Genomic DNA, 12,364 nt, shown 5'->3' on the forward strand with positions numbered 1-12,364 from the left:
GCGGGTCAGTTGTCGGCGCGTACCGAGCCCTCGGTCGCATCCACGTAGTACGTGGCATCGCGATCGTCGATGTCCAGCTCAACTTCCCAGTTGAGGGTGCCGTTGTCCTCGTCCAGGGAGGCGTCGTCGAACAGCACGGTGCCGTCCTGTGACGAGGCCTCTTCGAAGACGCGCTTGATGGCCTCGTCGATGGAGATGGAGGCCTGACCCAATTCGTCCAGGTCATCCTGGTCCGCGTTGCCGTCCTCCCGCTCGTTGGTGATGTTCTGGCCCGCACCATCCACGGTGACATCGTGCTTGGTGTCGTTCTGGATGACCTCGACCTCAAAGACGTTGTTCCGACGGTCGTAGTCGATGTCCGCCACGTCGCCGCCCTCGTACTTGGCAAGAACGGTCTCCACCGCTGCCAGCGACGCAGCCTCGCCGCCGTCCTCGTCACTCGCCGACGCGGAGCCCGAGGCGTCCTCGCTGGGGTCGGAGGCCTGGCCGTCGCTGGGATCATCGGTGATCTCGGCGGTGGACTCGTTTTCGGGCACGGCCGCGGTAGTCTCCGCGGGGGCTTCCGCGGCGGGTTCGTCGTTGTTGGCTCCGCAGCCGGTGAGCAGGAGCGCACCGATCACGGCGGAGGAGCTCAGGGTCAGAATTTTCTCAGTGTGCTTCATACGTCAATTATCCCGCTTACCCGCGAGTTTTAGGGGATTACCTCGGACTCTTCGCTCGCAATGAAAACTGCCGACGGGCACCCCCCTGACTTTCACCGGCTACTCAGCCAGGGTGTCTACTATTCTGGGGACTACTCACCGTCACACGCCCACCTCCCCCGGTCGGCGCGCACACGAGACCGCCACGGGTTGGCGTGGAAGGAGGCGGCAGTGGGTTTTTGGACCGGTTTGGAAAGCGGTATCGAAAAGGCCGTACGCACCGCTTTCACCGCGGGTTCCCGCAAACGAGTTGAAGCCGTGGAGATCGCCAGCGCCCTGCGCCGTGAACTCGATCAGGAATCGTTCACGATCTCCGCCGGGCGCACCATGGCGCCCAACGTCTTCACTGTCCAGTTCTCGGACGACGATTTCCCCCGCGCCCAGGAATGGGGCACGCAACTGGCCGAAGAACTGTGCGACGTGATCATCCGGCACGCGCGGTCCCAGGCCTACACGCTGCAGGGTGCCGTTCGGGTCAGCTTCATCCGCAACCCGGATCTCGAGGCCGGGGAGTTCCAGATCGTCTCGTCCTCCGAACGCACCGACGTTGGCACCGTGTCCTCGGGGAGTTCCTCCGGAGCGGCGTCGGCCTCGGTACGCGCCCCGGAACCACCACCCGCCCCGCGTCAGGAAACACGCCCGGCCCCGTTCGACGCCGCTCCCGGCCCAGGCCACGAGCCGCACCAATCCGTCGAGTACGTCCCGGTCATCGAAGTCAGCGGTGAACGTTTCTCCCTGAACGCCCCCGCCGTGAGCGTAGGCCGTTCCACCGAGGCGGACATCACCGTGGAGGACACCGGCGTTTCCCGAAAGCACCTGGAAATCCGGCGGCAGGGCCAGCACTACATTGCTGTGGATCTGGGCTCCACCAATGGTTCCTACGTTGACGGTGAACGCGTGCAGGGTCGTGCCGAGCTGGTCAACGGATCCGTGATTACCATGGGGCGAACCCGTTTGGTGTTCCGGTTGCTACTCCCCAAGGAAGGGCGCTGACGTGTCTGAGCTGACCATCACGCTGTTGCGCTTCGGTTTCTTGGCGTTGCTGTGGATCTTCATTTTCGCCGTCATTGCCTCGCAGGCGCGCGACCTCGCGGTGGGCAACAAGGCCCGGGCCGCTGTGCAGAACGCGCGGAACAAGCGCACATCCGCACGCAAGGAACGTCCCGCCAAGCAACCCGCCGCCAATGGATCCGGTCCCACCACCACGGGTGGCACACGGCACCGCCCCCGAAACCTCATGATCATCGAAGGGCCCCTGTCCGGCAGCAGTTTCCAGCTCGGTTCCGCGCCCGTCCTGCTCGGTCGCTCCAACGAAGCCACGGTTCCGCTCGAGGACGACTACGCCTCCGGCCGCCACGCCCGACTGTTCCCCCAAGGTTCACGCTGGTTCCTCGAGGACCTGGGCTCCACCAACGGCACATTCGTGCAGGGTCAGAAACTCTCCCGCGCGGCGGCTGTCGAACCCGGCATGCAGTTTCGGGTGGGGCGAACCGTCATGGAACTGAGGCCCTAACTCATGCCCATTGCTTTCCGCTTTGCCGCACGCTCGGACGTCGGCCGGGTCCGCTCCAAGAACGACGACTCCGCGTACGCGGGTCGCTACTTGGCCGTGGTCGCCGATGGCATGGGCGGCCACGTGGGTGGCGACGTCGCTTCGGCATCGGCCGTCATCGACCTCACCCACCTGGATCACCCGGGTCACGAAGGTGAAGCCGAAACGATCTTGGCGGACGAGATCCAGAACGCCAACCAGAACCTGGCCAAGCTGGTCCAGACCAACCCCCGTCTGGGTGGCATGGGCACCACGGTGACTTCGCTGCTCATCGACGGCGACTCGATTTCCGTGGCCCACATCGGTGATTCACGTGCGTACCGCTGGTCCGAGGATGAAGGCTTCAGCCAGGTCACCACGGACCACACGTTTGTGCAGCGACTCATCGACGAAGGCCGGTTGCGGCCCGAGGAGGCAGAAAGCCACCCGCACAAGAACGTGCTCATGCGCGTGCTCGGCGACGTGGACGCCTCCCCCGAACTCGAAGTACAAACCATTGCCCCCAAGGTGGGTGAACGCTGGCTGTTGTGCTCGGACGGCCTCAACGCGGTGGTCAACGCGCAGACCATCGAATCGATCATGCGCTCGACCGGAGACCTCAACCAGATCGTGAACTCCCTGGTGGAACTCACCCTGGACCGCGGAGCCCCGGACAACGTGACCGTGGTGGTCGCCGAGGTCCAGGAAATCCCCCAGGGCAGCGAACCCGCCCCCACCACGGGTGAAACCGTGGGTGCAATACCGGACGAGAGCCGCACCTCGGACGAACAGCTCGCGGACGAAGAGCTCTGGAACTCGAGCCTGGACTCCCCCGTGGCCGGTGCCGGCTACACGGACAATCACCGCACACCGGCGGAAGCCGAAGAATCCTCGGCCGCCGCGTTGCGTCGGGACCTCTCAGAACGCCCCCACCTGCTGGTGGGCGCCGCGGCAAACGCCACCCAGACGGGTCGCATCCCCACCGTGACCGATTCCGTGGCCCAACGCCGCGCCACCCTGCTGCGCACCTCCACCCTGGACATCCCGTCAGACCCGGACGAGGTCAGGAACGCCCTGTTCGGCGAGGGCCGGCAGCGAAAGGGCGGCAAGCGGCGTCGTGCGCTGGTCATCGGTCTGTTGGGCCTCGCGGCGCTCGCGCTACTGCTGGGCGGCTGGGCCGCCAAGTCCTGGACCTCTTCGCAGTACTACGTGGGCGAGAACGACGGGAAGGTGGCCATTTACAACGGTGTGTCCCAGAGCCTGGGCCCCATCAGCCTGAGCGAGTTGAACAGCACCACCACCATTGAGGTGGACAGTCTGCCCAATTACGTACAGGAACGCGTGCGCGGAACCATTCCCGCGGGAAGCCACCAAGAGGCCGAACGCATCGTGACCGAGCTGGCGAGCTCCGGGGACGGCGAACCCAGCCCGCAGCCCACGGGCCAGGTCAGGGTCATCACGCCCACGCCGGAGGATTCTCGCTCCCCCTCCGCCACTCCGGAGAACAGCAATGGGGGTGATGGCTCGTGAGCAATGCCGTGACAAGCGCTCCCCCGAACGCTCCTGACGAGCAGGTCACGCCCAAACCCCGGCGGATCACGGAGCTGTTCCTGCTGCTGATCGCCTTGGCCATTGGAATCGGCGCCAACATCCTGGTGGATCCTGATCAGCTGACCGAGGACCCGGGGCGCATCATCACGAGCGGTGCGGTACTGGCCGGCGGCGGCTTATTGATCCACGTGGTGTTGTGGATCCGCGCCCGCTACGCGGATCCCTACCTGCTGCCCATTGCCGTGACCCTCAACGGTCTCGGCCTGGCCATGATCCACCGCATCGATCTCTCCACGGGACAGACCGCCTCCGACACCCAAGTGGTCTGGACCGGGTTGGCCATGGTGGTCGCGTGCGTCGTGCTCTGGTTGCTCAAGGACCACCGCCTGCTCCGCAAGATCACCTACATTTCTCTTCTGTTGTCCGCGTTGCTCCTGCTCTTGCCGATGGTGCCCGGCCTGGGTGTGGAGATCAACGGCGCACGGCTGTGGATCTCCGTGGCCGGACGGACGTTCCAGCCCGGTGAGATCGCCAAGATCACCCTGGCCATTTTCTTCGCCGGATACCTGTCCACCAACCGCGACCTGATCATGCTGGCCGGCCGCAAGATCGGCCCGGTACGGCTGCCGCGTTTCAAGGACATTGCTCCGATGTTCGCCGCATGGCTGATCGCCATCGGTGTGCTCGTGCTGCAGCGTGACCTGGGCACCGCGATCCTCTTCTTCGGCCTGTTCCTGGTCATGATCTACCTGGCCACCGGCCGCATGGGATGGATCGTCCTGGGCGTGACGCTCATGCTGGTGGGCGGCTTCGTGGCGAGCCGCATCTTCTCCCACGTGAGCCTGCGTCTGGATTCCTGGCTCAACGCCTTTGAACCCGAGGTCTACAACCGCTCTCCAGGTGGCTCCGGTCAGATCGTCCAGGGACTGTTCGGGCTGGCCTCCGGTGGGTTGTTCGGTCAGGGGCTGGGCCAGGGCCGCCCGGATCTGGTCTCCTATGCCAATTCGGACATGATCATCACCGCGTTCGGTGAGGAGCTCGGCCTGATCGGTCTGGGCGCCATTCTGTGCATGTTCCTGCTGTTCGCAACCCGCGGCCTGCGCGCCGCCCTGGGTACCCGTGATCACTTCGGCAAGCTGCTGGCCGCGGGACTCTCCGCGCTCATGATCATCCAGTTGCTCGTGGTCATCGGCGGTGTGACCCGGTTGCTGCCGCTGACGGGTTTGACCACGCCATTCATGTCCGCCGGTGGTTCCTCCTTGCTGTCTAACTGGATCATCACCGCGGTCCTCCTGGCCATCTCGCACACGGCTCGTCGACCGGTCCTGACCGGCCCGGCCACCGACGAGGACTACGCGGAACTCCAAGCTCATGTGAAGGCCACGCGTGATGACCAGGAGCGGGAGGGTGAGCTCGATGACTCCGAGCCCACCACCGAGTTGTCCTCCTCGGTCGCCGGTACGGGTGGACCCCACGACGACGCAGGCACGGCCACCGAAGTCATCTCCCGGATCCGAGGGCGTTCCGGTTCGAAATCTTCAGATCAATCGGGCTCGACCCCGGAAGGAGGAACACAATGAACACGTCCATTCGTCGACTGTGGTTCGCGTCCGTGGCCATTGTGATGGTCCTTCTCCTGGCGCTGACCTACGTGCAGTTCTTCGCCGCCAAGTCACTCGAGGCCAATCCCTGGAACAACCGGGCCCTGTACGAGCAGTTCGGCTCGGATCGCGGGTCCATCCTGGTGGGTGGCGAGGAGATCGCGAAGTCCGTTCCGTCCCAGGACGATTTCGAGCACCAACGCGTGTACGAATCCTCTCCGCTGTACGCACACCTGACCGGGTACTTCTCGCTGGTCTACGGCGCCACCGGGCTGGAAGCGACCATGGGTGAGCAACTGTCCGGAGCCTCGGACGAGCAGTTCTACAACCGTGTGGTGTCCCTGTTCTCGGGTAATCAGCCCACCGGTGCTTCCGTGGAACTCACGCTGGACCCCGAACTGCAACGCACCGCGCACGATCTGCTGGAGGGCCACAAGGGATCAATCGTGGCGGTGAATCCGCAGACCGGCGAGATCCTGGCCATGGCCTCCAGCCCCGGTTACGATGCAAACCGCTTGGCGTCCCACAACGCGGACGAAGTGGTCTCCGCCGCCGACGAGCTCAACAGCGACCCGGACAAGCCCTTGGAGAACCGCGCCATCGCCGGCGACCTCTACGCACCGGGGTCCACGTTCAAGATCATCGACACCGTGGCGGCCCTGGAGTCCGGTCAGTACGACACCGATTCCACGCTGCCCAACCCGGCGGAACTTCCGCTACCGGGTACCACGGTCAACCTGCCCAACTACCGTCAGGGTGGCTGCGCGGCCCGCACCGAGGTGAACCTGGAGTTCGCCCTGGAGCAGTCCTGCAACACGCCGTTCGCGTCGATCGCCATGGACCTCGGTCAGGACGCCATCAGCAAGACCGCGGAGAACTTCGGCTACGGACAGGACCTGTCCATTCCGCTGCAGGTGACTCCCTCACTGTTCCCGGAGGACATGAATGACTCCCAGCTCGCTCTGTCCTCGATCGGCCAGTACGACGTCCGCACCACTCCCCTGCAGGTGGCCATGATGTCCGCCGCGATCGCCAACGACGGTGTGATGATGAAACCTCAGCTGGTGAAAACCGTGCGCTCTTCCGATTTGTCCGTGATCCAGGACTTCGAGGCCGAGCAGCTGCGCCGTTCCACGGATCCGGAGACCGCCCAAACCGTCAAGGACCTCATGGTGCAGGTCGTCAGTGACGGTATCGCCGGCGGCGCTGCCGTTCCCGGTGTGGAAGTAGGCGGCAAAACGGGTACCGCAGAGCTGGGAACCGAAGCAGGATTGAACGACTCGTGGTTCACTGGTTTTGCGCCCGCAAACGACCCCCAGATTGCGGTGGCAGTGGTTATCGAAGACGTAGACGTAACCACCGGTGCACAGTTGACCAGTCCGAGCGCTAAGCAACTCTTTGAGGCGGTGTTGAACCAGTGAGACCATCGTCGAACACCATTTTGGGCGGGCGCTACGCACTCACAGAACGTATCGCCATAGGCGGCATGGGAGAGGTCTGGAAAGCAAAGGACCAGGTCCTGGGCCGCATCGTGGCCGTCAAGATCTTGAAGGACGAATACAACGGCGACCCGACCTTCTTGCAGCGATTCCGTGCCGAGGCTCGGCACACCGCGCTGCTCAACCACCCCGGCGTGGCCAATGTCTTCGACTACGGCGAGGACGAAGGCTCCGCGTTCCTGGTCATGGAGCTGGTTCCGGGTGATCCGCTGTCCAACGTGATCGATCGCAAGAAGTCGCTCGAGCCGGACACCGTTCTGAACTACATCGGGCAGACTGCCCGCGCCTTGGCCGCTGCTCATGCGCAGGGTCTGGTACACCGCGATGTGAAGCCGGGCAACCTGATCATCACCCCGGACAACCGGGTCAAGGTGACGGACTTCGGCATCGCCCGCTTGGCGGATCAGGTGCCGCTCACTGCCACCGGTCAGGTCATGGGCACCGCCCAGTACCTGGCGCCGGAACAGGCCACGGGCCAGACCGCCACGGGCTCCTCCGATATCTATTCGCTGGGCATCATCGGCTACGAACTGCTGGCTGGGAAGCGACCGTTCACCGGTGAATCCCAGATCGCCATAGCCCTGGCCCAGGTCAACGATCCGCCACCGCCGCTTCCGGACAGCATTCCGGAACCGGTTCGCGCGCTGATCATGTCCATGCTCGCCAAGGATCCGCAGGACCGCCCGGAGAACGCCGGCAAGCTGGCCAACGCCGTGGATGCACTCCGACGCAACGACGTGAAGTCCGCCGTGGCCATGGTTCCCGGGATGGCTCAGTTCCTCCCCGACCACCCCGAGGACGACCAACCCACCGAGGCGATCTCCCCGGTCAAGGATGATCGCACCCGGCCCATGCCGCGTTCCACGGGTTCGGCAGCCGTACCGGCGGTCGTCGGTTCCGCAGCCGCCGCCAATAGACCGGATCCCAAGTACAGTGCCCACCCCTCCACCGCACAGTTCGACGCCGTGGAGCACTCCGACTCCACGGGCAAGGGTGGCTCCGAATCGGCTGGTCGGCGTAAGTCTCCGTGGCCCTGGGCGCTGCCCCTGGTGTTGCTCTTGCTGGGCGGCGTGATCTTCGGACTGTGGGCTCTGGGCAACCGAGACGATGGCGATTCCACTCCGCAGGGCACCGTGACGTCTTCCACCGCGAGCCCCTCCGCGGAGATGGTCACGCTTCCGGCGAGCATCGTGGGCCAGAACGGTGACGAGATAGCCAATGACATCGCCCAGCTCGGTGTGAACGTGGACAAGCGGCTGCAGCAGGGAAGTGGTAACCCCGATGGCACCGTGATCTCCTCGGACCCTGAAGCGGGCACCGAGGTCGCCGTGGGTTCCACCGTGATCCTCTACGTCGCGTGGTCTCCCGAGGCCGGCAACAATGGCGGCGGCCAGCAGGATTCGGAGGCTCCCGCGCAGGATGCCCCGGCCACACAGAACCCCGCGCCGGAGCAGACGCAGGCACCGCAGCCCGCCGAGCCCGCCCAGGCTCCCGACGACGCCCCGGCCGCCACCCAGAACCCCGGGGCCCGCGATGATTCCGCGGCCACCCCGGCGGCAGAAGCCGCCGCCGATCCCGACGCCGCGGCGTCGTCACCCGCGGACGGTCAGCTGCAGAGCGTGGCCGAGGCTCCGCGCTCGGATGCTGCCCAGGGCCAGCAGAGCGTGAGCGGCGCCGAGCAGGGTTCCGGTGCCGGCACCGGAACCGAGGGGTGACCCAGCATGCCGATGCCCGCAATGCCAGACCTGATCAACGACCGGTACAAGGTCGGTGAGGTCATCGGTCGCGGTGGCATGGCCACTGTGCACGTGGGTGAGGACACCCGTCTGGGGCGTCGCGTAGCCATCAAGGTATTGCGACCCGAACTCGCCGCGGACGATACGTTCCACGAGAGGTTCCAGCGCGAGGCACAAGCAGTGGCCTCCCTGAACCACCACACGATCGTCTCGATTTACGACACCGGCGAGATCAAGCCGCAGGGCCCGGACGGCGTGACCCGACCGTACATCGTGATGGAGTACGTCCCCGGGCAGACCCTGCGGGAACTGATCCACGGTAAGGGCATCGACCCCGAGCAGGCCATCGAGTACATGTTCGGCATTCTGGATGCCCTCTCCTTCAGCCACCGCGCGGGCATCGTGCACCGCGATATCAAGCCGGCCAACGTGAAGGTCACCCCGGACGGCGGGGTCAAGGTCATGGACTTCGGCATCGCGCGCGCCGTGGAGGACACCCAGGCCGCGCTCACGCAGTCCCAAGCGGTCCTGGGCACCGCGCAGTACCTGTCCCCCGAGCAGGCCCGCGGTGCCTCGGTGGACCCGCGCTCGGACCTGTATTCCGCGGCGTGCGTGCTGTTCGAGATGCTCACCGGCCGCGCACCGTTCGTGGGCGAGTCCTCGGTCGCGATCGCAGCGCAGCACGTGCGGGACGCACCGCCCGCGCCGTCGGCGTTGAACCCCCAGCTGCCCAAGTCCGTGGACCGGTTCATGGAACGGGCGCTGGCCAAGGACCGGGACCATCGCTTTTCCGACGCCGCTCAGATGCGTCGCGCGTTGCGTACAGTTCTCGTGGAGTTGCCGGATGATCTCGAGGCCACTCAGGCGATGGATCCGACGCAGACCGCGGACACCAACACCAAGACACTTCCTGCGGTGGGTGCCGGAGCCGCCGCCGGCGCCGTAGTCGCAGCCGGACGCAGTGAGACCGCCGAGCAACCGGTCGACGCGAATGATGACCCCCTGCACTACGAACTCGATCCGGATGAGGACACCGAGGACGTGCGACCGGGTGCCGCGGCTGCCGCACCTGCCAAGCGGGACAAGCAGAAGGGCGGAAACGGTTGGATCCTCCCCGCGGTGCTGATCGTCCTGCTCATCACGGGGCTCGGAATCGGCGGTGTCCTGGGCGTGCAGTGGTGGCAGAACCAGCAGGTGGAGCAGCCGTCCATGGTTTCCGTTCCGCAGGTCGTGGGAATGGACCGCACCACAGCGGAGAACACGCTGCGTGACGCCCAGCTCGAGCCCACCTTCAGCACCGAGAACAGCGATTCCGTGCCGGAGAAGCACGTCATCACCATGGATCCTTCCGCGGGCGATCAGGTGGCGGTGGGTTCCAGCGTGGCTGTGACCGTCTCGGACGGGCCCGGCACCGTGGACGTCCCCAATGACCTGGTCGGTCAGACCCTGGACAACGCCCGCAATGCCCTGCGTGAAGCGGGCCTGAGCGTGGGCATGGTCAGCACGGCCAACAGCGCAACCGTTCCCGAGAACGTGGTGATGTCCACCGATCCAGCTGGCGGCACCTCGCTCGACAAGGACAGCCCCGTGCAGTTGCAGGTCTCCAGCGGTCGGGTGACCGTGCCGGACGTCGTGGGCATGTCCCGCGCCGAAGCCGAGAGCGCCCTACGCGCGGACAACGTTCGGTTGAACTTCAACATCGCAGTCCGGGATTCCCGGGATGAGGCCACGGACACCGTGCTCGAACAGTCCGCCCCGGCCGGTTCTTCGGTGGCCCAGGGGTCCACGGTCACACTCACCATTGCGCGTCAGGTCACGCCGTCACCCACGGCCACACCCACCCCCACGCCGGAGCCCAGTGAGGAGCCGACGGCGGAACCGACCTCGGCCGAGCCCACACCGTCTGCCGAGCCCGAATCGGCCGGCAATGGTTCGGACGAACAGGCTGAGAGGCCGACCCCGGCATCTACCCGCTCCCGGGGTTAGCCGCTCCACAGACGACGACGCCGTGCTCCCCCTTCTCGGGGAGCACGGCGTTTCCGTGAAGGTCACCGCTGATACCGGTCATGGTTGTGCGTGATGTCGCGTCCGGATGAGACCCGAACGTAGCGGGACGCTGATCTCTCAGGCGGTCATGAGCGGGGACAACCCGGCGGCCGCGGCTGCGGCACCCACCTGCCCGACCTCTTCGAGCCACGTGCCGAGCATGAGGTACCCGCCCTCGGTGAGCACGGACTCGGGGTGGAACTGCACGCCGTGCAGGGGCGCGGTGCGGTGCTTGAGCCCCATGACCACCTGGCCGTCCTCGGTGGTCGCGGTGACCTCGAGGCAGTCAGGGACCGTTGCGGCGTCGACGGCGAGCGAGTGATAACGCGTGGCCGTGAACGGGGACGGCACGGAAGCGAACACGCTCGCACCGTGGTGGATCAACTGGGAAGTCTTGCCGTGCATCAATTGCTGCGCGTGACCCACGCTGGCGCCGTAGACCTCGCCGAGCGCCTGGTGACCCAGGCACACACCCAACAGCGGGGTCCTGGTCTGTTCGGCCCAGCGGATCAGGTCGGGGCAGACACCGGAATCCGCCGGTGCGCCGGGCCCCGGTGACAGCAGGACGCCCTGGTGCTCACCGGCCAGAGCGGTCACCGCGGCGACATCGAGGTCGTCATTGCGGATCACCGTGGTTTCGGCCCCCAACTGTTGGAGGTAACCCACCAAGGTGTAGACAAAGCTGTCGTAGTTATCCACCACGAGAATCTTCACGGACACGAAAGCTACTCCTGCGCGTACAAGCGATTAGACGGAACTATCGCGCAAGTCTACGCCCGCGTGAGCGGTAGACTGAACGCCGGCTTTACGCCCAGGCGTCTCACGCTCGCAATGCGTACCGTGGAGGGGTCCGAACCCCGCACGTCCCACGCAGCAGGAGGAATGATCAGTAGTGTCCCAGCCCAAGAAGCGATTCGGTAAGTCCCGCGAGTCCCTGGAATCCAACCAGAAGTACGCGATCACGGACGAGGATCGTCAGCTGACCGAACTGGCCGCCCAGAACCTGCCCCGCAATCGTCATGCGGAAGCGTTCGAGAAGTCGGTAGCCCGTGACAACGGTGGCTCCACCTCCGCAACGGCGGACGGCACGGACGAGCTGGAGGGCGAGAAGAACAAGAAGGCCCTGCGCAAGGCAGCCAAACGCGACCGCACCGGCGAGCCCCAGCCGACCCCCATGTGGTACAAGGTGGTTATGATCGGCCTGATGATCGTGGGCCTGCTGTGGATCATCGTGTACTACCTGTTCCAGGGCACACTTCCCATTCCGGGGATCAACGTGTGGAACCTGATCATCGGCCTCGTCTTCATGATGACCGGGCTGATCATGACCACCAGATGGCGTTGACCCGCACGCTTGCGCTCATAGAATTCTCAGCCCAGGAGGCACATCGTGGCCACGTCACCGCAGCAACCGGGTTCGGATCCTGACCCAGTTGGCCCCGCCAGTACCGGAGACGCCGGGGACACCACCCCGCGCTCGGATCAGACTCCGGACAGGGAAAAGTCCCGGCCGCAGGAATCTGCGACCGGGACAGCCCCGCTCATTGAAGACCGTCAGGACACCGGGGGGAACAAGCGTCAGATCAACGCCGCTCGCATGGAAGTGCGATTGCGGCGGATTGCCCTGCTCGGACTTGTACTGGTGCCCTTGGTGTACTTCATCGTGCAGTCGCTGCGCTGACCCTCTCCCCGGCCCGCG

Annotated in this window: 11 protein-coding genes; 9 read left to right on the forward strand and 2 right to left on the reverse strand. The window is 65.4% G+C overall.

The annotated features are described in order from the left end of the window. Nucleotides 1–5: 5 nt before the first annotated feature. Nucleotides 6–662, reverse strand: a complete 657-nt coding sequence (locus EWV37_RS03310; RefSeq protein ID WP_095798608.1) for a PepSY domain-containing protein — start codon at nucleotides 660–662, stop codon at nucleotides 6–8. 210 nt (nucleotides 663–872) lie between these two features. Between EWV37_RS03310 and EWV37_RS03315 the strand changes: the two genes are divergently transcribed. Genes EWV37_RS03315 through pknB form a run of 7 tightly spaced genes read left to right on the forward strand, consistent with a single transcriptional unit; the run spans nucleotide 873 to nucleotide 10,605 of the window. Beyond that, entirely contained in the window at nucleotides 873–1,694 is an 822-nt protein-coding gene (locus EWV37_RS03315; RefSeq protein ID WP_129699779.1) for an FhaA domain-containing protein, read from the forward strand. A gap of 1 nt (nucleotide 1,695) precedes the next feature. Next, entirely contained in the window at nucleotides 1,696–2,214 is a 519-nt protein-coding gene (locus EWV37_RS03320; RefSeq protein WP_095798606.1) for an FHA domain-containing protein FhaB/FipA, read from the forward strand. A 3-nt stretch (nucleotides 2,215–2,217) separates the two neighbouring features. After that, the gene (locus EWV37_RS03325) at nucleotides 2,218–3,762 is read left to right on the forward strand and encodes a PP2C family protein-serine/threonine phosphatase (protein ID WP_095798605.1); all 1,545 of its coding nucleotides are present in this window, start codon (nucleotides 2,218–2,220) and stop codon (nucleotides 3,760–3,762) included. Then, the gene (locus tag EWV37_RS03330; protein ID WP_238663035.1) at nucleotides 3,759–5,363 is read left to right on the forward strand and encodes an FtsW/RodA/SpoVE family cell cycle protein; all 1,605 of its coding nucleotides are present in this window, start codon (nucleotides 3,759–3,761) and stop codon (nucleotides 5,361–5,363) included. Before EWV37_RS03325 ends, EWV37_RS03330 begins: the two co-directional genes overlap by 4 nt. After that, nucleotides 5,360–6,805: a peptidoglycan D,D-transpeptidase FtsI family protein gene (locus tag EWV37_RS03335; RefSeq protein ID WP_095798604.1), complete on the forward strand. Its 1,446-nt coding sequence runs from the start codon at nucleotides 5,360–5,362 to the stop codon at nucleotides 6,803–6,805. The genes EWV37_RS03330 and EWV37_RS03335 overlap by 4 nt, the downstream gene beginning before the upstream one ends. After that, nucleotides 6,802–8,598, forward strand: a complete 1,797-nt coding sequence (locus tag EWV37_RS03340; protein WP_129699781.1) for a protein kinase domain-containing protein — start codon at nucleotides 6,802–6,804, stop codon at nucleotides 8,596–8,598. Before EWV37_RS03335 ends, EWV37_RS03340 begins: the two co-directional genes overlap by 4 nt. A gap of 6 nt (nucleotides 8,599–8,604) precedes the next feature. Next, nucleotides 8,605–10,605, forward strand: a complete 2,001-nt coding sequence (pknB, locus tag EWV37_RS03345) for a Stk1 family PASTA domain-containing Ser/Thr kinase (RefSeq protein ID WP_129699783.1) — start codon at nucleotides 8,605–8,607, stop codon at nucleotides 10,603–10,605. Nucleotides 10,606–10,743: 138 nt separating this feature from the next. Here the strand turns inward: pknB and EWV37_RS03350 are convergent, their stop codons facing one another. After that, a complete protein-coding gene (locus EWV37_RS03350; protein WP_129699785.1) occupies nucleotides 10,744–11,385 on the reverse strand; it encodes an anthranilate synthase component II in 642 nt (213 codons plus the stop codon). Nucleotides 11,386–11,557: 172 nt separating this feature from the next. Between EWV37_RS03350 and EWV37_RS03355 the strand changes: the two genes are divergently transcribed. Further along, entirely contained in the window at nucleotides 11,558–12,010 is a 453-nt protein-coding gene (locus tag EWV37_RS03355; RefSeq protein ID WP_095798600.1) for a cell division protein CrgA, read from the forward strand. A 45-nt stretch (nucleotides 12,011–12,055) separates the two neighbouring features. Next, entirely contained in the window at nucleotides 12,056–12,346 is a 291-nt protein-coding gene (locus EWV37_RS03360; protein ID WP_095798599.1) for a hypothetical protein, read from the forward strand. Nucleotides 12,347–12,364: the final 18 nt, after the last annotated feature.

It is taken from the genome of Kocuria carniphila (genome assembly GCF_004136555.1).
GTDB classification, from domain to species: Bacteria; Actinomycetota; Actinomycetes; order Actinomycetales; family Micrococcaceae; genus Kocuria; species Kocuria carniphila.

What these genes read in the sequence shown, in the direction of transcription:
- EWV37_RS03335 (WP_095798604.1), top strand. Translation starts at nt 5,360, where the DNA reads ATGAACACGTCCATTCGTCGACTGTGGTTCGCGTCCGTGGCCATTGTG.
- pknB (WP_129699783.1), top strand. Translation starts at nt 8,605, where the DNA reads ATGCCGATGCCCGCAATGCCAGACCTGATCAACGACCGGTACAAGGTC.
- EWV37_RS03325 (WP_095798605.1), top strand. Translation starts at nt 2,218, where the DNA reads ATGCCCATTGCTTTCCGCTTTGCCGCACGCTCGGACGTCGGCCGGGTC.
- EWV37_RS03310 (WP_095798608.1), bottom strand. Translation starts at nt 662, where the DNA reads ATGAAGCACACTGAGAAAATTCTGACCCTGAGCTCCTCCGCCGTGATC.